The organism is Micromonospora narathiwatensis, from assembly GCF_900089605.1.
GTDB classification, from domain to species: Bacteria; Actinomycetota; Actinomycetes; order Mycobacteriales; family Micromonosporaceae; genus Micromonospora; species Micromonospora narathiwatensis.
Window position 1 is genome coordinate 4,642,329 of record NZ_LT594324.1, and the last position, 18,948, is coordinate 4,661,276.

Genomic DNA, 18,948 nt, shown 5'->3' on the forward strand with positions numbered 1-18,948 from the left:
CCAAGAGAGGGTGGCGTTTCTCCCTTCCACCGTCGGGCGTGGAGGATGCGGACAGCGGGTGATCGCCCGGTGTGGTGCGACGCTGTCGTTCACGCTGCCCCGGCACCGTCACGCGGTGCCGGGGCAGCGGTGCCGGGTGTGGTCAGAGGAGGGCGTCGAGGGCGTCGAGGTCCTCGTCAGTGGGCTGCCAGGTGCCCGCCTCGGCGTTGGCGCGTACCTGCTCGGGTGTGGTCGCGCCCGCGATCACCGAGGTCACCGCCGGCCGGGCGGCGAGCCCGCCGAAGGCCACCTGGAGCATCGATACTCCACGCTCGGCCGCGTACCTCTCGATCGCCTCGATGGTGTCCCAGTCGGCGGCGGCGAGCCGCTCGGCGTACCGGCCGCCGCCGGAGAGCCGGCTGCCGGCGGGCGGCGCCTCGCCCCGGTGGTACTTGCCGGTGAGCAGGCCGTTGGCCAGCGGGAAGAACGGCAGCATGCCCAGGCCGAACCGCTCGCAGGCGGGGATGACCTCGGCCTCCACGCTCCGCTCCAGCAGGCTGTAGTGGTTCTGCGCGGAGATGAAGCGGGTGCGGCCCTGGGAGGACGCGGTCCAGTCGGCGTCGGCGATCTGCCAGCCGGCGAAGTTCGAGTTGCCGAGGTAGCGGACCTTGCCGGCGCGGACCAGGTCGTCCAAGGCAGCGAGTGTTTCGTCGATCGGGGTGCCCGGGTCGGGCTCGTGCATCTGGTACAGGTCGATGTGGTCGGTGTCGAGCCGGCGCAGGGACGCCTCGACCGCCCGGGCGATGTACCGGCGGGCCCCCCGGGCCCCGTGGTCCGGTCCGTTCAGGCCGTGCATGTCCATGCCGAACTTGGTGGCGATCACCACGTCGTCCCGGCGGCCCTTGAGCGCCTGCCCGAGCAGTTCCTCGGAGCCGCCCTGCGGTTCACCGTAGATGTCGGCGGTGTCGAAGAAGTTGATCCCGGCGTCGAGCGCGGCGTCGACCACCGCCCGGGTGCCGTCGAGGTCGAGCTTGCGGCCGAAGTTGTTGCAGCCGATGCCGACCACGGACACCACGAGCCCGGAGTCGCCCAGCCGGCGGTATGTCATCTCACTCACGAGATCACCCTATGCCGGCCGGACACCGCCGATCCCTGGGACCGAACAGCCGAGCGGGTCAGGCCACGTCCCAGACCGGCTCGGGGGGCTCGACCACCTCGCCGTCACCCCGGAACAGCACAAACCGGTCGAAGGAGCGGGTGAACCAGCGGTCATGGGTGACCGCGATCACCGTGCCCTCGAACGCGGCCAGCCCCGCTTCGAGCGCCTCGGCCGAGGCCAGGTCGAGGTTGTCGGTGGGCTCGTCGAGCAGCAGCAGGGTCGCGCCGGAAAGCTCCAGCAGCAGCACCAGGAAGCGGGCCTGCTGCCCGCCGGAGAGGGTGCCGAAGCGCTGGTCGCCCTGCCCGGCCAGCTCGTACCGGGACAGCGCCGCCATGGCCGCGTGGCGGTCCATCCCGGCCCGGTGCTCGTCGCCCCGCCACAGGATGTCGACAAGCGTCTTCGCCATCAGCTCCGGCCGGTCGTGGGTCTGTGAGAAGTGGCCGGGCCGGACCCGGGCGCCGAGGCGTACCACCCCGTCGTGCGCGACGGGCGCGAGCGCCGCCGCACCGTCGACCGGGGTGTTGGCCGGGTCCGGGTCGGTGCCCCCGCGGGCCAGCAGGCGCAGGAAGTGCGACTTGCCGGTCCCGTTCGCGCCCAGCACGGCGACCCGGTCGCCGTACCAGATCTCCAGGTCGAAGGGATAGGTCAGGCCGTCGAGCTCGAGCTGCTCGGCGATCACCGCTCGCTTGCCGGTCCGCCCGCCGGTCAGCCGCATCCGGATGTCCTGGTCCTTCGGGGGTACGGGCGGCGGCCCGGCCTCCTCGAACTTGCGCAACCGGGTCTGCGCCGACTGGTAACGCGAGGCCATGTCGGAGTTGTACGCGGCCTTCTGCTTGTACATAAGCATCAGCTCGCGCAGCTTCTGGTGCTCCTCGTCCCAGCGCTTGCGGAGTTCGTCGAGGCGGGCGTGCCGGGCCACCCGCGCCTCGTGCCAGCTCGCGAAGCCGCCCGGGTGCACCCAGGCGCTGCCGCCCTCGACGGCGACCACCCGGTCGGCGGTCTGCGCCAGCAGCTCCCGGTCGTGCGAGACGTAGAGCACCGACTTGCCGGACTCACGCAGCCGCGCCTCCAGCCAGCGCTTGCCGGGCACGTCGAGGAAGTTGTCCGGCTCGTCGAGCAGGAGCACCTCGTCGGGCCCGCGGAGCAGCAGTTCGAGGGCGAAGCGCTTCTGCTGGCCGCCGGAGAGGGTCCGTACCGGGCGCTCCCGGGCGGCGTCCCACGGCAGGTCGAGGACGATGGTGGCGACGGTGTCGAAGAGCACCTCGACGTCGTACCCGCCGACCTCGCCCCAGGCGGCCAGGGCGTCCGCGTACGCGAGCTGGGCCTTGCCGGCGGCGGTGCTGTACTTGCCGCGGACCTCGGCCGTCCGCATGGCCGCCTCGGTCTCGGCGAGTCGGCGGCCGGCGTCGCGCAGTGCCGGCGGGGCGAGCGCGAGCGCCAGGTCGGCGAGCGTCGAGTCGTCCCCGATCATGCCGATGAACTGCCGCATCACGCCGAGTCCGCCGGAGCGGGCGATCGCGCCGGTCTTCACCGCCAGGTCACCGGCGACCATCCGCAGCAGCGTCGTCTTGCCGGCGCCGTTCGGCCCGACCAGCGCCACCTTGGCACCCTCACCGACCCGGAACGACACCTCGGCGAAGAGCTCCCGGCCGTCCGGGAGAATGTGCCCGACCCCTGCCACGTCCACGTATCCCACGCGGGCATCCTGCCCGAGGGGCCGGCATGGGCGACACCCGATTACCGGGTGACCCGCAGCACCCGGTACCCCTTCTGGCTGGCGTGCCGCTCCACCTGCCAGCCCTGCTCGACCAGCCAGCGGTGCAGCGAGTCGCCGCCGAGGTGCCGGGCCACGACCAGCCAGGCCACCCCGTCCGGGGCGAGCCGGGGCAGCCAGCGCAGCAGCAGCCCGTGCAGCTCCGCCTTGCCGATGTGGATCGGCGGGTTGGACCAGATCTGGGCGAAGGAGACGTCTGCCGGTACGCCGTCCGGTGCGGCCACCCGCACCCGCTCGGCGGCACCCACCCGGGCGGCGTTGGCGGCGGTGAGGCCGCGGGCCCGCTCGTTGACGTCGACCGCCCACACCGTGGCGGACGGCGCACAGGTGGCCAGTACGCAGGTGATCGGCCCGAAACCGCAGCCGACGTCGAGCAGCGGGCCGGTGGCGTCGGCCCCCGGCAGTTCGGCCTTGCGCAGCAGCACCGCCGTGCCGGGATCGAGACGGTCGGCGGAGAAGACGCCGGAGGCCGAGGCGAGGGTGTAGTCCCGCCCGGCGACGGAGAACTCGACCTCGCGCGGCCGGGCGGCGGTCGCGGGTTCAGCGGTGAAGTAGTGGTCGCCGGTCACGCCGGGCATTGTCGCACCGACCGGGAGGTGGGCCATCGCCACACCGCCCCAGGCCGGGTAGCGCCGCACCGGACGGCACGCGACAAGGCGTCAGCGCGCCGGGAGGCCCGCGACACCACCCCGCTGGAATTTCCCGATATTACCCCCTAAAGGGATACTCGGCCCTACTGTAACCCACATGGTGTATCGGTACGACTCCGATGAGGACCCCTTCCTGGATCACCCGAGGCCCGGGTCGGACCCGTCCGTGCCCGGCGCACCGGTGCCTCCGCCCGCGGGCCCCTCACCGTCCCGCTTCCCCACGCCGTCGCTGCCCCCACCGGTCCGGCCCAGCCGACCTGCCGTCAACGTCACCCCGGCGCCACCCCGACCGGCAGCCGCAGCGCCCCGGTCGGCAGCCGCCCCGGCCATGCCCCGGACGGACGTACCGCCACCACCCCCGATGCCCGCGCCGCCCCCGATGCCCACCGCGTATCCCCCGGCCGCCGCCCCGCCGCCTCCGGTTTCGGCGCCCCCCGTGTCGGCGCACCCGGATCCGGCCCTCGGGGCCACCGATCCGCTGGACCTCGCCGAGCCCCACCGTGCCGGCCGCAGGCGCGGCGGCGGCCGGGCCTGGCAGGTGCTGATCGGCGGTGCCGCCGTGCTGGTGCTGCTCGCGCTCTGCGGATTGGCCGCCGCCACCCTGCTCCAGGACCAGACCAAGACCCCGCCGGCCGCCCAATCGAGCGACCAACCCGTGGTCGAGCAGTCCGCCGTGGCCGAAGGAAGGGACCTCGACTCCCGGGACACCGACCAGTTGGCGCTCACCGTCAAGGAGGTCTTCCCCGGCAAGGAACTGGTGGCGGGCGACGGCCGGACGGCCTACCAGGTGCTCAAGACGCAGGCCAGCGCCAACTGCACGGTCGCGGCGACCGGCGAGATCGGCGACCTGCTGGCCCGGCTCGGCTGCAACCAGGTGATCCGGGCCACCCTCCGCTCCCCCGACGGCGATCACCTGCTCACCGCCGGGCTGTTCAACCTCACCGACACGGCCAGCGCCCAACGGGCCCGGGACCGGATCCGGCAACTGCTCGACGAGCGGCAGGGCCGGTTCCAGGGCATGGCGGCCGGCGGCGACACCGAGGCGGTGACCAAGGCCGCCGCCCGGGTCGGCTGGCAGGTACGCGGCCACTACATCGCCTACTGCCTGGTCACCCGCGCCGACGGGGAGCAGATCAGCTCCAGCGACGCGACGACCCGCGAGATCCTGTACGACATGATCGAGGTCTACCTGAACCGCGGCGTGCTGGAGCGCCGGGCGAACGGCGGGGTGGCCAGCCAGCCCACCGCGGGCCCGACGGACAACACCGCCAGCCAGTCCGCCACCAGCGGCCGGAACTCGTCCGGAAACTGACGACGAGGCGAGGCCCACACCGGCCGCGGTGGGACGGTGCGGGCCTGGCCCGGTCCGCTGGACCTCCGCCCGCCACCGGCGCTCCGGTGCCGGTCAGCCCTCGGCGACCGGGACGCGGAGCCGGCGGGTGAGCACGGCGCGGCGGGCGTACTCGCTGGGATCCGCCGGGTAGCCGACCTCGACCAGGGCCAGCCCGTGCGCCGGCGCCACGGTGACCTCACTGGACCGCTCCCGTTGGGTCAGCAGGCCGGCCGGCCAGGCGACGGGACGGCGTCCGTCCCCGGCGACCAGCATCGCGCCGACCAGGCTGCGCACCATGTTCTGGCAGAACGCGTCGGCCTGCACCGTGGCGACCAGGATCCCGTCCGGGTCCCGCCGCCAGTCCAGCCGGGTCACCTCGCGCAGCGTGGTCGCGTTCTCCTTGCGCCGGCAGTACGCGGCGAAGTCGTGCTCCCCCACCAGGCCGGCCGCCGCGGCGTTCAGCGCCGCCAGGTCGAGCGGCCTCGGCCAGGCCAGGGTGTCCTTCCGGCGCAGCGGCTCGGCGCCCCACGGGGCGTCGGTGACCCGGTACTCGTAGCGGCGGAAGGTGGCCGAGAAGCGGGCGTCGAAGTCGGCGGGCACCTCGGTCATCGCGCGTACCCGCACGTCGGGCGGGAGCAGCCGGGCCAGCCGGCGCAGCAGCCGTCCGTCGTGCTCCCGCCAGACCTCGGTCGGCAGGTCGAGGTGGCAGACCTGACCGGTGGCGTGCACGCCGGCGTCGGTCCGGCCGGCCACGGTCAGCCCGGTCGCGGTGCCCGCGCCGAGCACCAGGTCCAGCGTCTCGACGAGCACCCCGGCGACCGTACGCCGGGTGGGCTGGGCCGCCCAGCCGGAGAAATCGGTGCCGTCGTACGAGACGTCCAGCCGCAGCCGGGTCCGCTCGTCCACCTCGTACCTCCCGTTCACGCCGTCGGGCCCGACACCCCAGGAAGGGGTGCCGGGCCCGACGATGCTGCCTCAGCTCAGGCCTTGTTCTCGTTGGCCTCGTCGTCGTCCTCGCGCGCCTGGGTGGTGTCGCCGGAGGCGTGCACCGGCGGCTCGGAGTCCTGGTCGGCCGGGGCCGACGCCGGGGTCTCCTCGGCCGGGGCCAGGGCCTCGACCTTGTCCTGCTGCGCGGCCTTGCGGGCGGCGGTCTTCTTGTTCGCCTTCGGCTCGGCGACCTGAAGCTCCTCCACCAGCTCGATGATCGCCATCGGAGCGGCGTCACCCTTGCGCGGACCGGTCTTCACGATCCGGGTGTAGCCACCGTTGCGGTTGGCGTACCGGGGCGCGATCTGGTCGAACAGGGTGTAGACCACGTCCTTGTCCTTGACGACGGCCAGCACCCGCCGACGCGAGGCGAGGTCGCCACGCTTGGCCTTGGTGATCAGCTGCTCGGCCAGCGGACGCAGCCGCCGGGCCTTCGTCTCGGTGGTCTGGATCTTGCCGTGCTGGAACAGCGACATGGCCAGGTTGGCCAGCATCAGCCGCTCGTGCGCGGGGCTGCCGCCGAGGCGGGGGCCCTTGGTGGGCGTGGGCATTGTTGGTGCTCCTCAGATGTGGCGGCAGCCGGACTTAGAGCTGCTCGGTCTCGCGGTAGTCGTCGGTGTCGTAGTCGGCCTCGCCGAAGGCGTCCACGACGTGCGCCGGGTCGAAGTTCGGAGCCGAGTCCTTCAGCCCCAGGCCCATCCCGGCGAGCTTCATCTTGACCTCGTCGATCGACTTCTGACCGAAGTTCCGGATGTCGAGGAGGTCCGCCTCGGTACGCCCGATCAGCTCACCAACGGAGTTGATGCCCTCGCGCTTGAGGCAGTTGTAGGAGCGGACGGTGAGGTCCAGCTCCTCGATCGGCAGAGCCAGGTCCGCCGCCAGCTGGGCGTCCTGCGGGGACGGCCCGATGTCGATGCCCTCGGCGGTCTCGTCCAGCTCCCGGGCCAGCCCGAACAGCTCCACCAGCGTCGAACCGGCCGAGGCCAGCGCGGTACGCGGACCCATCGACGGCTTGGTCTCGACGTCGATGATCAGCCGGTCGAAGTCGGTCCGCTGCTCGACGCGGGTCGCCTCGACGCGGTACGTCACCTTTAGCACGGGCGAGTAGATCGAGTCGACCGGGATCCGGCCGATCTCCGCGCCCGCCTGCTTGTTCTGCGCCGCCGTGACGTAGCCCCGACCCCGCTCGACGGTCAGCTCCATGTCGAGCCGGCCCTTGCCGTTCAGGGTGGCGAGCTTCAGGTCCGGGTTGTGCACCGAGACACCGGCCGGGGGCTGGATGTCACCGGCGGTCACGTCGCCCGGGCCCTGCTTGCGCAGGTACATGCTGACCGGCTCGTCGTGCTCGGAGCTGACGCACAGCTCCTTGATGTTCATGACGAGCTCGACCACGTCCTCCTTGACCCCGGGGATCGTGGTGAACTCGTGCAGCACGCCGTCGATCTTGATCGAGGTGACGGCCGCACCCGGGATGGACGACAGCAGCGTACGCCGCAGCGAGTTGCCCAGGGTGTAGCCGAAGCCCGGCTCCAGCGGCTCGATGGTGAACCGGGACCGGGTCTCGTTGATCGACTCCTCGGAGAGGGTCGGTCGCTGGCTGATGAGCATCTTTTCTCTTCTCTTCCGGGGCGCCCGCCATATGACGCCCACGACACAAACTGTTCCGGTGGCCCGCCCCGGTCGGGGCGGACCACCGCAACGAGCCCTTACTTCGAGTAGAGCTCGACGATCAGCTGCTCCTGGACCTGGGTGTCGATCACCTGGCGGGCCGGGAGCGAGTGCACGAGGATCTTCATCTGGCTCGGGATGGCCTCCAGCCACGCCGGGACGGTCCGCGAGCCGGCCTCACCCTGCGCCACCAGGAACGGGGTGAGTTCCTTGCTCTTCGCACGCACCTCGATGATGTCGTGCTCCTTGACCCGGAACGACGGGATGTCGACCTTCTTGCCGTTCACCGTGAAGTGACCGTGCTTGACCAGCTGACGGGCCATGTCCCGGGACTTGGCGTAGCCAGCCCGGTAGACCACGTTGTCCAGCCGCGACTCGAGGATCTGCAGGAGGACCTCACCGGTCTTGGCCTGCTTGGCCACGGCCTCCTCGTAGTAACCGCGGAACTGCTTCTCCAGCACGCCGTAGACCCGGCGAGCCTTCTGCTTCTCACGGAGCTGGAGCAGGTACTCCGTCTCCTTGGTGCGGCCGCGGCCGTGCTGCCCGGGCGGGAACGGCCGGGACTCGAACGGGCACTTCGGGCCATCGCACTTGCTGCCCTTGAGGAACAGCTTCATCTTCTCCCGCCGGCAACGGCGGCAGTCAGCACCGGTGTAACGAGCCATCTCTCTCTAACCTCTCAGACCCGGCGACGCTTCGGCGGACGGCATCCGTTGTGCGGCTGCGGGGTGACGTCGGAGATCTGGCCGACCTCGAGGCCCACGGCCTGCAGCGAGCGGATGGCGGTCTCCCGGCCGGAGCCGGGGCCCTTGACGAACACGTCGACCTTGCGCATGCCGTGCTCCATGGCCCGACGCGCGGCGGCCTCGGCGGCCAGCTGCGCGGCGAACGGAGTCGACTTGCGGGAGCCCTTGAAGCCCACCTGGCCCGCGGAGGCCCAGGAGATGACCGCACCGGTCGGGTCCGTGATGGACACGATGGTGTTGTTGAAGGTGCTCTTGATGTGCGCCTGCCCGTGGGCGACGTTCTTGCGTTCCTTGCGCCGGACCTTCTTGACAGCGGCTCCGGCACGAGCCTTCGGTGGCATAAGTCTGTGCGCTCCTAATTACTTCTTGCCGGGCTTCTTCTTGCCGGCCACGGTCCGCTTCGGGCCCTTGCGGGTGCGGGCGTTGGTCCGCGTCCGCTGGCCACGCACGGGAAGACCGCGGCGGTGCCGGATGCCGGCGTAGCAGCCGATCTCGACCTTGCGGCGGATGTCAGCGGCGACCTCGCGGCGCAGGTCGCCTTCAACCTTGTAGTTGGCCTCGATGTGGTCGCGGAGCTGCACGAGCTCCTCGTCCGTGAGGTCGCGAGCGCGCTTGTCCGGCGAGATGCCGGTGGCGGCCAGAGTCTCCAGGGCGCGGGTGCGACCGACCCCGAAGATGTAGGTGAGCGCGATCTCCATCCGCTTGTCGCGGGGGAGATCCACGCCGACTAGACGTGCCATGTGCGGGCGTACTCCTCGTGATGTTGTGGCGGAGGTGTGGACCCGTCCCACCCCGCTACCGACCGTCCCGTCCTTCCGACGCGTTCCGCGCCGGCGACCGGGATCGGTCGCTGCCCGAGCGGGCCCCGGCCTCCGACCGGGGGTCAACCACGAGGGGGTACGCGCTGCGTACCGTTCGCGGCTGGGGCGAGCTGATGCAGTGTTGTCGGGATCTGCGACCCGGGCCGATCCGACCGGCCGTCACGACCGGTGGGACTGGTTCAGCCCTGGCGCTGCTTGTGGCGCGGGTCCGAACAAATGACCATGACCCGGCCGTGCCGGCGGATCACCCGGCACTTGTTGCAGATCCTCTTGACGCTCGGCTTGACCTTCACGGTTGCCTTACTTTCCCATCTGGGCCCGGAGACACGACGATGCGCGACGCCGGACGTCGAAGACGGACACGGGAAGCCCCGGCCGTCGTCAGGCTTACTTGTAGCGGTAGACGATGCGCCCGCGGGTCAGGTCGTACGGCGAGAGTTCGACGACGACCCGGTCCTCCGGCAGGATGCGGATGTAGTGCTGTCGCATCTTGCCGCTGATGTGAGCCAGCACCTTGTGGCCGTTCGCGAGCTCCACCCGGAACATGGCGTTCGGCAGGGGCTCGATGACCCGACCCTCGATCTCGATGGCTCCGTCTTTTTTCGGCATGTCCTCCGCTGTCCTGACGTCGGTTGCTCCGGACGGCCCACAACGTCTTTCACGGGTGAACTGACCATGATCAGGAAACCCGCGCCAGCCGCGGCTCCCGGATCCCACCGAAGCGCAGGGTGGGCATGCAGGAGTGGACGCTGTGCGCCGATCAGAAAGTGTACGCCCGCCTGCGGGCGGTCGCCAAACCGACCACCCATGCGATCCCCGGTCGGACGAAATTCGTCCCGCCCGGCCGGCCGTGCTGTGACACTGGCCACAGCGCGGCGGTCAGTGACCCCGCCGCCGCTCCCGCCGCTCCCGCCGGGAGCGATCGGTCGGGTGCCGCCGATCGCCGTCGTGCACGCCCACCGTCTTCAGCAGCAGGAGCACTCCCCACGGCCCGATCGCCCAGGCCGGCCAGTAGTAGACGACATGCCCGTAGCCGATCGACGAGATCAGCCAGATCGCGGTGAGGATCCCGGCGACCCGCAACCACGGCGACCAGATCCTGAGCAGCGAGTCGGACCGGCGTCCGGGCTCGGCGAGCGCCGCCTCACCGTCCGCCGCCTCACCCCCCGCCACCGGAACGGGTGCCGCCGGCGCCGGCGCGGGCACCACGGCGGAACGCTCCGCCGGCCTCACTCCCGGCAGGTCCGCCACGACCTCGTCCAGTTCGGCGTACGTTTTCGCACCATACGCCCGGCCCAGTCGCTCGTCGTACTCGTGCAGGTCGAGTCGGCCCTCCTCCAGGGCCACCCGGAGCCGCTCCGCCGTCGCCTGCCGGTCGACGTCAGCCGCCCGCATCCTGTCCCGCCCTTCCATGGGGGCCAGCATGCCACCGACGCGCCACGGGCCGCCAAGGGGCCGATCCCCGGCGATCAGACCGCCGGGGAGTCCGCCGGCTGCCGGGAGGTGACCAGGCCGCCCAGGCGTGCCCGGCCGCCGTCCTCGGCGGTCAGCACCCACACGCCGTCGTCCAGCAGAGCCATCGTGTGCTCGACGTGCACCGCCATCGACCCGTCCCGGGTCACCACCGTCCAGCCGTCGGACAGCTCGACGGTACGCGGCGAACCCATCGTGATCATCGGCTCGATGGCCAGCGCCATGCCCCGCACCAGCCGGGGTCCCTTGCCCGGGCGGCCGTGGTTGAGCACGTGCGGGTCCTGGTGCATCTCGGTGCCGATGCCGTGCCCGCCGTACCCGTCGACGATGCCGTACCGGCCCCCCTTGCGGACCGCGTGCTCCACCGCGTGCGAGATGTCGGTGAGCCGGCCCTTCCCGCTGGCCGCGCCCCGGGCGGCGGCGGCGATCCCGGCCCACATCGAATCCTCGGCGACCGCGGCCATCTTGAGCAGGGCCGGGTCGGTCTCGCCGACCCCGACGGTGATGGCGGCGTCGCCGTGCCACCCGTTCAGCACCGCGCCGCAGTCGATCGAGATCAGGTCACCCTCGCTGAGCACCTGCTTCGACGACGGGATGGCGTGCACCACCTGCTCGTTCACGGAGGCGCAGATCGACGCCGGGTAGCCGTGGTAGCCCTTGAACGACGGGACCGCGCCGGCCTCGCGGATGGTGGCCTCGGCGATCGCGTCCAGGTCGGCGGTGCTCACGCCGGGGGCGACCGCCTCCCGCATCAGCCGCAGCGCGCGGGCGACCACCAGACCGGCGGCCCGCATCAGCTCGATCTGGTCGGGGGTCTTCAGCTGGATGTCCAGCTGGGGACGACGCATGGAGGCATTACCTTTCGTTGCGCGGGCCAGCGGGGCACGCCGCACGTACCCCGCTGTTCGCACTCTAACCGCCGGAGGACCGGCGCGACGTCAGCCGCCGTACGACCGCAGCGCGTCGATGGCGCGGACGGTGACGTCCTCCACCGGCCCGGTCGCGTCGATGCCGACCAGCTTGCCCTGGGCGCCGTAGTAGTCGACCAGCGGCGCGGTCTTCTCGGCGTACTCCCGGAGCCGGGCGGCGATGGTCTCCGGCTTGTCGTCGTCCCGCTGGAACAGCTCGCCGCCGCAGCGGTCGCAGACGCCCTCCCGCGTGGTGGCGTCGAACTCGACGTGCCAGATCTTGCCGCAGCCACGGCACGTACGCCGGCCGGAGAGCCGCCGGATGACCTCGTCGTCGTCGACGACCAGCTCGAGGACCAGGTCCAGCGCGGTGCCGAGGTCGGCGAGGAGCTTGTCCAGCGCGGCGGCCTGGGGCGTCGTACGCGGAAAGCCGTCGAGAAGGAAGCCCTCGCCGGCGTCCGGCTCGGCGAGCCGGTCCCGCACCATGTTGATGGTGACCTCGTCCGGGACCAGCTTGCCGGCGTCCATGTACCGCTTGGCCTCGACCCCCAACTGCGTGCCCTGCGAGACGTTCGCCCGGAAGATGTCCCCGGTCGAGATCTTCGGCACCGACAGGTGGGCGGCGATGAACTCCGCCTGTGTGCCCTTGCCCGCCCCCGGCGGGCCAACCAGAACGAGTCGCATCTACCGCAGGAACCCTTCGTAGTTCCGCTGCATCAGTTGGCTCTCGATCTGCTTCACGGTCTCCAGACCGACGCCGACCATGATGAGCACAGCGGTGCCGCCGAACGGGAAGTTCTGGAACTGCTGGTTGTCGAGCCAGATGAAGAAGAAGTTCGGCAGGATCGCGATGATGCCCAGGTAGAGCGCGCCCGGCAGGGTGATCCGGCTGAGGATGAAGTCGAGGTACTCGGCGGTCGGCTTGCCGGGGCGGATGCCCGGCACGAAGCCGCCGTACTTCTTCATGTTGTCCGCGACCTCGGTCGGGTTGAACGTGATCGACACGTAGAAGTACGTGAAGAAGATGATCAGCAGGAAGTAGATCGCGATGTGCTCCGGCGCGCTCGCCTTCACGATGTGGTTCTGGATCCAGGCCTGGGTCTTGCCCGGGTTGTTCTGGTCGAAGAACTGGAGCGCGAGCTGCGGCAGGTAGAGCAGCGACGAGGCGAAGATGACCGGGATCACACCGGCCTGGTTGACCTTCAGCGGGATGTAGGTGGAGGTGCCGCCGTACATCCGCCGGCCGATCATGCGCTTGGCGTACTGCACCGGGATCCGGCGCTGGGCCTGCTCGATGAAGGTGACCGCGCAGATGACCAGCAGGACCAGGGCGATGACGAGGAGGAACATCCCCCAGCCCTTGGTGGTCTTGATCTTCCAGCCCTCGCTGGGGAGCCGGGCGGCGATGGAGGTGAAGATCAGGACGGACATGCCGTTGCCGACGCCGCGGTCGGTGATCAGCTCACCGAGCCACATCACCACACCGGTGCCGGCGGTCATGGTCATGACCAGGATGCCCAGGGTCAGCCAGTCCGGGATGCCGGTGTCCCGGGGGACGATCGGCCACTGGTCGCAGCGGTTCTGGAAGAGCTGCCCGGAGCGGGCCAGCGCCACGAACGCGGAGGACTGCAGGATGCCCAGACCCAGCGTCAGGTACCGGGTGTACTGGGTGATCTTCGCCTGGCCGGCCTGGCCCTCCTTGCGGAGCTGCTCCAGCCGCGGGATGACCACCGTCAGCAGCTGCAGGATGATCGACGCGGTGATGTAGGGCATGATGCCCAGCGCGAAGACCGAGAGCTGCAGCAGCGCACCGCCGGAGAAGAGATCCAGCAGGTTCAGCACGCCGGTGCCGCCACCCTGGATGGCGTCGAGGCACTTCTGCACGTTGCCGTACGAGACGCCCGGGCTGGGCAGCGTGGCGCCGAGCCGGTAGACCGCAATGATGCCTACTGTGAACAGCAGCTTCTTGCGCAGGTCAGGCGTACGGAACGCACTGAGAAAGGCGGACAGCAACTTCTTCCTCCTGCGCGAGGCGGGCCGCCGGTGATGATCCCTGGCGGGGTGGGGTGGGTGCCGGGCAGGTGCCCGATATCCATAGCTGGGAAGGGACTCTAACAGCCCGATCCCGGTCCGGGCAGATGTGCCCGGCTACATAAAACGAATCCGATGTTACCCGGCGCACATCCGCCGGGGAGACCGAGGCGCCCGCCCAGCCTTGGACGACTGAGCGGGCGCCACGGATCATGCCCTACAGCTCGGTGACGGAGCCACCGGCAGCGGTGATCTTCTCCTTGGCCGACGCGCTGAACGCGTGCGCCGACACCTGGAGAGCCACGCCGCCGAGGTCGCCGGTGCCGAGCACCTTGACCGGCTGGCCCTTGCGGACCGCACCGGCCTCGACCATCTCGATCGGGCCGACCTGGCCGCCGTTCGGGAAGAGCTCGGCGAGCCGGTCCAGGTTGACAACCTGGAAGACGACCTTGAACTTGTTCTTGAAGCCCTTCATCTTCGGCAGGCGCATGTGGATGGGCATCTGCCCACCCTCGAACGCCGGCGAGATGTTCTTCCGGGCCTTGGAACCCTTGGTACCGCGACCGGCAGTCTTGCCCTTGGAGCCCTCACCGCGACCCACGCGGGTCTTCTCGGTCTTGGCCCCCGGCGCCGGGCGCAGGTGGTGGACCTTGATCGTCATTACTCGACCTCCTCGACCTTCACGAGGTGGTTGACCGTGAAGATCATGCCGCGGATCTCCGGCCGGTCCTCCTTGACCACCACGTCGTTGATCCGCTTGAGACCGAGGGAACGCAGCGAGTCACGCTGGTTCTTCTTGGTCCCGATCTCGGACCGGACCTGGGTGACCTTCAGGCGTGCCATCAGGACGCCACCCCCGCCCGGGACGCCAGCATCGCGGCCGGCGCGACGTCCTCGACCGGCAGACCACGACGGGCCGCGACCGCCTCCGGCGACTCAAGCGCCTTCAGGGCCGCCACCGTGGCGTGCACGATGTTGATCGGGTTGGACGAGCCGAGGCTCTTGGAGAGCACGTCGTGGATGCCCGCGCACTCCAGGACGGCACGCACCGGACCACCGGCGATGACGCCCGTACCGGCCGAGGCCGGCTTGAGCAGCACCACGCCGGCCGCGTCCTCGCCCTGCACCGGGTGCGGGATCGAGGCACCGATCCGCGGCACCTTGAAGAAGTGCTTCTTGGCCTCCTCGACGCCCTTGGCGATCGCCGCGGGCACCTCCTTGGCCTTTCCGTAGCCCACGCCGACGGTGCCGTCGCCGTCGCCCACGATCACCAGGGCGGTGAAGCTGAAGCGACGACCACCCTTCACGACCTTGGCGACGCGGTTGATCGCGACGACCCGCTCGAGGTGCGGGGTCTTCTCGACGGGCGCGTTTCCGCGGCCGCCCTCACGGCGGTTGTCGCGGCGACCACCCTCGTTGCCACCGGACCCGCCGCCACGGCGCTGTTGACCTGGCATCAGCAGCCTTCCTTCTCTCTCGTGACGGGGTTTCTAGAACTCGAGCCCGGCTTCGCGGGCGGCGTCGGCAAGCGCGGCGACCCGCCCCGCGTACCGGTTGCCACCGCGGTCGAAGACGACCTTCGAGACGCCGGCGGCCTTGGCCCGCTCGGCGAGCAGGGCGCCGACCTTGCCGGCCAGGGCGCTCTTGTCGCCCTCGGCACCGCGCAGCGACGCGTCCATGGTCGAGGCCGACGCCAGGGTGTGACCCTTGGTGTCGTCCACGATCTGGGCGACGATGTGCCGCAGCGAGCGGGTGACGACCAGGCGGGGACGCTCGGTGGTGCCGCTGATGTTCTTGCGGACCCGGAAGTGCCGACGCGCACGCCCGACGGCACGCTTGGCGGCGACGCCGCGGCGGCGCTTGAGCAGCGTGGCGCTCACTTCTTACCTGCCTTTCCAGCCTTGCGGCGGATGACCTCGCCCTGGTACTTCACGCCCTTGCCCTTGTACGGCTCCGGCGGGCGGATCTTCCGGATGTTGGCGGCGACCTCGCCGACCTGCTGCTTGTCGATGCCGGCCACGTGGAACAGCGTCGGCTTCTCGACCGTGAAGGTGATGCCGTCCGGCGCCGGCACGAGGACCGGGTGCGAGAACCCGAGCGCGAACTCCAGGTCCTTGCCCTTGGCCGTGACGCGGTAACCGGTGCCGGCGATCTCCAGGCTCTTGCGGTAGCCCTCGGTCACCCCGACGATCATGTTGGCCACCAGCGTACGGCTCAGGCCGTGCAGCTCCTTGGCCTTGCGCTCGTCGTTCGGCCGGTTGACGTGCAGCGCGCCGTCCTCGCCCCGCTCCGCCGTGATCGGCTCGGCCAGCACGTGGCTCAGCTCGCCCTTGGGGCCCTTGACCTTCACGGTCTGGCCGTCGATCGTGATATCGACGCCGGCTGGCACCGGGATCGACTTACGTCCAATACGCGACATTTCTACCTGTCTCCCGTTACCAGACGAAGGCGAGGACTTCCCCGCCAACGCTCCGCTTGCGGGCCTGCCGGTCGGTGAGCAGCCCCTGGGACGTCGAAATGATCGCCACGCCCAGCCCGCCGAGCACCCGCGGGAGCCCGTCCGACTTGGCGTAAACCCGCAGACCGGGCTTGGACACGCGCTTGATGCCGGCCAGGCTCCGCTCCCGGTTCTGGCCGTACTTCAGCTCGACGACCAGTCGCTTGCCGACGGCGCCCTCCTCGGGCTCCTCGACCGACCAGGTGGCGATGTAACCCTCGGCCTTGAGGACCTCGGCGATGTTCGCCTTGATCTTCGAGTACGGCATCGTCACCCGGTCGTGGTACGCCTGGTTGGCGTTACGCAGACGCGTGAGCATGTCTGCGATCGGGTCGGTCATCGTCATGAAATTCGTCAACCTTTCTCGCCGCGGTTCCCCGGGCCAGGCCCGGGGCCTACGGCGAAGAGACAGTTCAGCTGACGCGCGAAGCGCGCCGGGCTATTACCAGGAAGCCTTGGACACGCCGGGCAGCTCACCGCGGTGGGCCATCTCCCGGATGCACACCCGGCAGAGACCGAACTTGCGGTAGACCGCCTTCGGACGCCCGCACCGCTGGCAGCGGGTGTACGCGCGAACCGAGAACTTCGGCTTCGCGGCCGCCTTGAGGATCAGCGCCTTCTTCGCCATCTCAGTTCTCCTTGAACGGGAAGCCCAGGAGCTTGAGCAGCGCCCGGCCCTCGTCGTCGGTCGTGGCGGTCGTGACGACCGTGATGTCCATGCCCCGCTGGCGATCGATCTTGTCCTGGTCGATCTCGTGGAACACCGACTGCTCGGTCAGACCGAACGTGTAGTTGCCGTGCCCGTCGAGCTTGCGCCCGTCCAGGCCGCGGAAGTCGCGGATACGCGGCAGCGCGATGGAGAGCAGCCGGTCCAGGAACTCCCACATCCGGTCGCCCCGCAGGGTGACCTTCGCGCCGATCGGCATGCCCTCACGGAGCTTGAACTGCGCGATGGACTTGGTCGCCCGCCGCACCTGCGGCTTCTGGCCGGTAATGGTGGCCAGGTCGCGGACCGCACCGTCGATCAGCTTGGCGTCCCGGGCGGCCTCGCCGACACCCATGTTGACGACGATCTTGACCAACCGCGGCACCTGCATGGGGTTGCCGTAGTTGTGCTGCTTCTGCAGCTCGGCCACGATCTCGCTGCGGTACCGCTCCTTGAGGCGCGGCATGGTCTTGGTTTCGGTAGCCGTGGTCATCACAGGTCCTTACCGGTGCTACGCGCGATGCGGACCTTCTGGCCATTGTCGTCGATCCGGTAACCGACGCGGGTCGGCTTGCCGTCGGAGTCCAGGACCATCACGTTCGAGACGTGGATCGGGGCCTCCTGGGTGACGATGCCACCGGTCTTGGCGCCACGCTGGGTGGTGCTGATGCGGGTGTGCTTCTTGACCCGGTTCACGCCCTCGACCAGGACCTTGTCCTGCCGCGGGTAGGCCGCGATGACCTTGCCCTTGGCGCCCTTGTCCTTGCCGGCGATGACGACGACCGTGTCGCCCTTCTTGACCTTCACGGTCACAACACCTCCGGCGCGAGAGAGATGATCTTCATGAACCGCTTGTCCCGCAGCTCACGACCCACCGGGCCGAAGATACGGGTACCGCGCGGGTCCCCACCGTCCTTGATGATGACGGCGGCGTTCTCGTCGAAGCGGATGTACGAGCCGTCCGGCCGCCGCCGCTCCTTGGCGGTGCGAACGACGACGGCCTTGACGACGTCGCCCTTCTTCACACCGGCACCGGGGATCGCGTCCTTGACCGTGGCCACGATGACGTCGCCGATGCTCGCGTAGCGCCGACCGGAGCCACCGAGAACGCGGATGCACAGGATCTCCCGGGCACCCGTGTTGTCGGCGACGCGCAGTCGCGACTCCTGCTGAATCACGTCTATCTCCTATGTCTGCCGGTTCTCCGGCCGCCGCGCGGGCGGCCGGAGCCTGGCGGAACCTGCGCCCGACCGATGCCGGCCGAGCTCGAGCCTTCGCTACTTGGCCTTCTCGAGGATCTCCACGAGCCGCCACCGCTTGGTGGCGGACAGCGGCCGGGTCTCCATGATCAGGACCCGGTCGCCGATGCCGGCCGAGTTCTGCTCGTCATGCACCTTCAGCTTGCTGGTCCGGCGCATGATCTTGCCGTACAGCGCGTGCTTGACCCGGTCCTCGACCTCGACCACGACGGTCTTTTCCATCTTGTCGCTGACCACGAGGCCCTCACGCACCTTGCGGCGGGCCCGCGCGGTGGCGGCGGTGGTGTTCTCACTCATGATGCAGTCACCTCAGTCGGCGCGGCCGAGAGACCCAGCTCACGCTCACGCATGATCGTGTAGATCCGGGCGATCTCCCGACGGATGACCTGCAGCCGCCGGTTGTTGTCAAGCTGCCCGGTTGCGGCCTGCACGCGGAGGTTGAACAGCTCCGCCTTCGCCTCACGCAGCTTCGTGACCAGCTCCTCCTCGGAGAGCTCACGCAGCTCGGAGGCCTTGACGCCCGCTGCCATCAGGATTCACCCACTTCGCGCGTAACAATGCGGCACTTCATCGGGAGCTTGTGGATCGCGCGACGCATCGCCTCTCGCGCGATCTGCTCGTTCGGGAAGGACATCTCGAAGAGAACCCGCCCCGGCTTGACGTTGGCGACCCACCACTCGGGCGAACCCTTACCGGAACCCATGCGGGTTTCCGCCGGCTTCTTGGTGAGCGCCTGGTCCGGGAAGATCGTGATCCAGACCTTGCCACCACGCTTGATGTGCCGGGTCATCGCGATACGCGCCGACTCGATCTGGCGGTTGGTCACGTACGCCGGCTCGAGAGCCTGGATCCCGAACTCGCCGAACACCACCCGGTTACCGCCCTTGGACGCGCCGTGGCGGTCCGGGTGGTGCGGCTTGCGGAAGCCCTTCGGGGGCTTGCGCGGCATCAGCATCT

The 18,948-nt window shown here is 70.0% G+C and carries 29 protein-coding genes; 1 reads left to right on the forward strand and 28 read right to left on the reverse strand.

Annotation, left to right across the window (positions count from 1 at the left end):
• Positions 1 to 142: 142 nt before the first annotated feature.
• The 3 genes from GA0070621_RS20085 to GA0070621_RS20095 form a co-directional block, all read right to left on the reverse strand.
• Positions 143 to 1,087, reverse strand: a complete 945-nt coding sequence (locus GA0070621_RS20085; protein ID WP_091198254.1) for an aldo/keto reductase — start codon at positions 1,085 to 1,087, stop codon at positions 143 to 145.
• 67 nt (positions 1,088 to 1,154) lie between these two features.
• On the reverse strand, positions 1,155 to 2,834 hold the full coding sequence (locus GA0070621_RS20090) for an ATP-binding cassette domain-containing protein (protein WP_091198256.1): 1,680 nt from the start codon (positions 2,832 to 2,834) through the stop codon (positions 1,155 to 1,157).
• 41 nt (positions 2,835 to 2,875) lie between these two features.
• Positions 2,876 to 3,481 (reverse strand): class I SAM-dependent methyltransferase, encoded by a 606-nt coding sequence (locus GA0070621_RS20095; RefSeq protein ID WP_091202647.1) that lies wholly within the window; start codon positions 3,479 to 3,481, stop codon positions 2,876 to 2,878.
• 517 nt (positions 3,482 to 3,998) lie between these two features.
• Between GA0070621_RS20095 and GA0070621_RS20100 the strand changes: the two genes are divergently transcribed.
• A complete protein-coding gene (locus GA0070621_RS20100) occupies positions 3,999 to 4,874 on the forward strand; it encodes a hypothetical protein (RefSeq protein WP_167667086.1) in 876 nt (291 codons plus the stop codon).
• 93 nt (positions 4,875 to 4,967) lie between these two features.
• Here the strand turns inward: GA0070621_RS20100 and truA are convergent, their stop codons facing one another.
• The 25 genes from truA to rplP all read right to left on the reverse strand — a co-directional run bounded on the left by truA (position 4,968) and on the right by rplP (position 18,946).
• Positions 4,968 to 5,801: a tRNA pseudouridine(38-40) synthase TruA gene (gene truA, locus GA0070621_RS20105; protein WP_091202649.1), complete on the reverse strand. Its 834-nt coding sequence runs from the start codon at positions 5,799 to 5,801 to the stop codon at positions 4,968 to 4,970.
• A 74-nt stretch (positions 5,802 to 5,875) separates the two neighbouring features.
• Positions 5,876 to 6,433 (reverse strand): 50S ribosomal protein L17, encoded by a 558-nt coding sequence (gene rplQ, locus GA0070621_RS20110; RefSeq protein WP_091198261.1) that lies wholly within the window; start codon positions 6,431 to 6,433, stop codon positions 5,876 to 5,878.
• 34 nt (positions 6,434 to 6,467) lie between these two features.
• Positions 6,468 to 7,490, reverse strand: a complete 1,023-nt coding sequence (locus GA0070621_RS20115) for a DNA-directed RNA polymerase subunit alpha (protein ID WP_013735931.1) — start codon at positions 7,488 to 7,490, stop codon at positions 6,468 to 6,470.
• A 98-nt stretch (positions 7,491 to 7,588) separates the two neighbouring features.
• Positions 7,589 to 8,215 (reverse strand): 30S ribosomal protein S4, encoded by a 627-nt coding sequence (gene rpsD / locus GA0070621_RS20120; protein ID WP_091198264.1) that lies wholly within the window; start codon positions 8,213 to 8,215, stop codon positions 7,589 to 7,591.
• A gap of 14 nt (positions 8,216 to 8,229) precedes the next feature.
• Positions 8,230 to 8,637, reverse strand: a complete 408-nt coding sequence (rpsK, locus tag GA0070621_RS20125) for a 30S ribosomal protein S11 (RefSeq protein ID WP_007073011.1) — start codon at positions 8,635 to 8,637, stop codon at positions 8,230 to 8,232.
• An 18-nt stretch (positions 8,638 to 8,655) separates the two neighbouring features.
• Positions 8,656 to 9,036, reverse strand: coding sequence for a 30S ribosomal protein S13 (gene rpsM, locus GA0070621_RS20130; RefSeq protein WP_089005226.1), 381 nt, complete (start codon positions 9,034 to 9,036; stop codon positions 8,656 to 8,658).
• A 260-nt stretch (positions 9,037 to 9,296) separates the two neighbouring features.
• The gene (gene rpmJ, locus GA0070621_RS20135) at positions 9,297 to 9,410 is read right to left on the reverse strand and encodes a 50S ribosomal protein L36 (RefSeq protein WP_043965539.1); all 114 of its coding nucleotides are present in this window, start codon (positions 9,408 to 9,410) and stop codon (positions 9,297 to 9,299) included.
• 94 nt (positions 9,411 to 9,504) lie between these two features.
• Complete coding sequence (gene infA, locus GA0070621_RS20140) at positions 9,505 to 9,726, reverse strand: translation initiation factor IF-1 (RefSeq protein WP_007073013.1); 222 nt, start codon at positions 9,724 to 9,726, stop codon at positions 9,505 to 9,507.
• A gap of 270 nt (positions 9,727 to 9,996) precedes the next feature.
• Positions 9,997 to 10,530: a DUF1707 SHOCT-like domain-containing protein gene (locus tag GA0070621_RS20145; RefSeq protein WP_167667087.1), complete on the reverse strand. Its 534-nt coding sequence runs from the start codon at positions 10,528 to 10,530 to the stop codon at positions 9,997 to 9,999.
• Between the two features lie 56 nt (positions 10,531 to 10,586).
• Positions 10,587 to 11,438: a type I methionyl aminopeptidase gene (gene map / locus GA0070621_RS20150; RefSeq protein ID WP_091198270.1), complete on the reverse strand. Its 852-nt coding sequence runs from the start codon at positions 11,436 to 11,438 to the stop codon at positions 10,587 to 10,589.
• Between the two features lie 90 nt (positions 11,439 to 11,528).
• Entirely contained in the window at positions 11,529 to 12,182 is a 654-nt protein-coding gene (locus tag GA0070621_RS20155; protein ID WP_091198272.1) for an adenylate kinase, read from the reverse strand.
• Positions 12,183 to 13,511, reverse strand: coding sequence for a preprotein translocase subunit SecY (secY, locus tag GA0070621_RS20160; protein WP_091198275.1), 1,329 nt, complete (start codon positions 13,509 to 13,511; stop codon positions 12,183 to 12,185).
• 235 nt (positions 13,512 to 13,746) lie between these two features.
• Complete coding sequence (gene rplO, locus GA0070621_RS20165; RefSeq protein WP_091198278.1) at positions 13,747 to 14,190, reverse strand: 50S ribosomal protein L15; 444 nt, start codon at positions 14,188 to 14,190, stop codon at positions 13,747 to 13,749.
• Positions 14,190 to 14,372: a 50S ribosomal protein L30 gene (rpmD, locus tag GA0070621_RS20170; protein WP_013473693.1), complete on the reverse strand. Its 183-nt coding sequence runs from the start codon at positions 14,370 to 14,372 to the stop codon at positions 14,190 to 14,192. Before rpmD ends, rplO begins: the two co-directional genes overlap by 1 nt.
• Complete coding sequence (rpsE, locus tag GA0070621_RS20175) at positions 14,372 to 14,986, reverse strand: 30S ribosomal protein S5 (protein WP_073834922.1); 615 nt, start codon at positions 14,984 to 14,986, stop codon at positions 14,372 to 14,374. Before rpsE ends, rpmD begins: the two co-directional genes overlap by 1 nt.
• A 33-nt stretch (positions 14,987 to 15,019) precedes the next feature.
• Complete coding sequence (rplR, locus tag GA0070621_RS20180) at positions 15,020 to 15,409, reverse strand: 50S ribosomal protein L18 (protein WP_091198281.1); 390 nt, start codon at positions 15,407 to 15,409, stop codon at positions 15,020 to 15,022.
• Positions 15,406 to 15,948 carry a 50S ribosomal protein L6 gene (gene rplF / locus GA0070621_RS20185; RefSeq protein WP_091198285.1) on the reverse strand — a complete coding sequence of 181 codons (543 nt, stop codon included), beginning with the start codon at positions 15,946 to 15,948 and terminating at the stop codon, positions 15,406 to 15,408. Before rplF ends, rplR begins: the two co-directional genes overlap by 4 nt.
• Before the next feature lie 16 nt (positions 15,949 to 15,964).
• Positions 15,965 to 16,372 carry a 30S ribosomal protein S8 gene (gene rpsH, locus GA0070621_RS20190; protein ID WP_013288624.1) on the reverse strand — a complete coding sequence of 136 codons (408 nt, stop codon included), beginning with the start codon at positions 16,370 to 16,372 and terminating at the stop codon, positions 15,965 to 15,967.
• 96 nt (positions 16,373 to 16,468) lie between these two features.
• Positions 16,469 to 16,654 (reverse strand): type Z 30S ribosomal protein S14, encoded by a 186-nt coding sequence (locus tag GA0070621_RS20195; RefSeq protein ID WP_007073023.1) that lies wholly within the window; start codon positions 16,652 to 16,654, stop codon positions 16,469 to 16,471.
• A gap of 1 nt (position 16,655) precedes the next feature.
• Positions 16,656 to 17,225 (reverse strand): 50S ribosomal protein L5, encoded by a 570-nt coding sequence (gene rplE / locus GA0070621_RS20200; protein WP_091125137.1) that lies wholly within the window; start codon positions 17,223 to 17,225, stop codon positions 16,656 to 16,658.
• A complete protein-coding gene (rplX, locus tag GA0070621_RS20205) occupies positions 17,225 to 17,545 on the reverse strand; it encodes a 50S ribosomal protein L24 (protein WP_013288626.1) in 321 nt (106 codons plus the stop codon). Before rplX ends, rplE begins: the two co-directional genes overlap by 1 nt.
• Complete coding sequence (rplN, locus tag GA0070621_RS20210) at positions 17,542 to 17,910, reverse strand: 50S ribosomal protein L14 (protein WP_007465279.1); 369 nt, start codon at positions 17,908 to 17,910, stop codon at positions 17,542 to 17,544. Before rplN ends, rplX begins: the two co-directional genes overlap by 4 nt.
• A 99-nt stretch (positions 17,911 to 18,009) precedes the next feature.
• Positions 18,010 to 18,288, reverse strand: a complete 279-nt coding sequence (gene rpsQ, locus GA0070621_RS20215; RefSeq protein ID WP_091198287.1) for a 30S ribosomal protein S17 — start codon at positions 18,286 to 18,288, stop codon at positions 18,010 to 18,012.
• Positions 18,285 to 18,521 (reverse strand): 50S ribosomal protein L29, encoded by a 237-nt coding sequence (rpmC, locus tag GA0070621_RS20220; RefSeq protein WP_007073028.1) that lies wholly within the window; start codon positions 18,519 to 18,521, stop codon positions 18,285 to 18,287. Before rpmC ends, rpsQ begins: the two co-directional genes overlap by 4 nt.
• Positions 18,521 to 18,946, reverse strand: a complete 426-nt coding sequence (gene rplP, locus GA0070621_RS20225; RefSeq protein WP_073834927.1) for a 50S ribosomal protein L16 — start codon at positions 18,944 to 18,946, stop codon at positions 18,521 to 18,523. Before rplP ends, rpmC begins: the two co-directional genes overlap by 1 nt.
• Between the last annotated feature and the right edge of the window lie 2 nt (positions 18,947 to 18,948).

Coding starts and splice junctions, on each gene's coding strand:
- rpmD (WP_013473693.1), bottom strand. CDS start 14,372: ATGGCACGCCTGAAGGTCACCCAGGTCCGGTCCGAGATCGGGACCAAG.
- rpsH (WP_013288624.1), bottom strand. CDS start 16,372: ATGACGATGACCGACCCGATCGCAGACATGCTCACGCGTCTGCGTAAC.
- rplE (WP_091125137.1), bottom strand. CDS start 17,225: ATGACCACGGCTACCGAAACCAAGACCATGCCGCGCCTCAAGGAGCGG.
- rplQ (WP_091198261.1), bottom strand. CDS start 6,433: ATGCCCACGCCCACCAAGGGCCCCCGCCTCGGCGGCAGCCCCGCGCAC.
- rplF (WP_091198285.1), bottom strand. CDS start 15,948: ATGTCGCGTATTGGACGTAAGTCGATCCCGGTGCCAGCCGGCGTCGAT.
- infA (WP_007073013.1), bottom strand. CDS start 9,726: ATGCCGAAAAAAGACGGAGCCATCGAGATCGAGGGTCGGGTCATCGAG.
- rpsK (WP_007073011.1), bottom strand. CDS start 8,637: ATGCCACCGAAGGCTCGTGCCGGAGCCGCTGTCAAGAAGGTCCGGCGC.
- rplO (WP_091198278.1), bottom strand. CDS start 14,190: ATGACGATCAAGGTCCACCACCTGCGCCCGGCGCCGGGGGCCAAGACC.
- rpsD (WP_091198264.1), bottom strand. CDS start 8,215: ATGGCTCGTTACACCGGTGCTGACTGCCGCCGTTGCCGGCGGGAGAAG.
- rpsM (WP_089005226.1), bottom strand. CDS start 9,036: ATGGCACGTCTAGTCGGCGTGGATCTCCCCCGCGACAAGCGGATGGAG.
- rplP (WP_073834927.1), bottom strand. CDS start 18,946: ATGCTGATGCCGCGCAAGCCCCCGAAGGGCTTCCGCAAGCCGCACCAC.
- rpsE (WP_073834922.1), bottom strand. CDS start 14,986: ATGCCAGGTCAACAGCGCCGTGGCGGCGGGTCCGGTGGCAACGAGGGT.
- rpmC (WP_007073028.1), bottom strand. CDS start 18,521: ATGGCAGCGGGCGTCAAGGCCTCCGAGCTGCGTGAGCTCTCCGAGGAG.
- GA0070621_RS20115 (WP_013735931.1), bottom strand. CDS start 7,490: ATGCTCATCAGCCAGCGACCGACCCTCTCCGAGGAGTCGATCAACGAG.
- map (WP_091198270.1), bottom strand. CDS start 11,438: ATGCGTCGTCCCCAGCTGGACATCCAGCTGAAGACCCCCGACCAGATC.
- GA0070621_RS20085 (WP_091198254.1), bottom strand. CDS start 1,087: ATGACATACCGCCGGCTGGGCGACTCCGGGCTCGTGGTGTCCGTGGTC.
- GA0070621_RS20195 (WP_007073023.1), bottom strand. CDS start 16,654: ATGGCGAAGAAGGCGCTGATCCTCAAGGCGGCCGCGAAGCCGAAGTTC.
- rpsQ (WP_091198287.1), bottom strand. CDS start 18,288: ATGAGTGAGAACACCACCGCCGCCACCGCGCGGGCCCGCCGCAAGGTG.
- GA0070621_RS20145 (WP_167667087.1), bottom strand. CDS start 10,530: ATGGAAGGGCGGGACAGGATGCGGGCGGCTGACGTCGACCGGCAGGCG.
- GA0070621_RS20155 (WP_091198272.1), bottom strand. CDS start 12,182: ATGCGACTCGTTCTGGTTGGCCCGCCGGGGGCGGGCAAGGGCACACAG.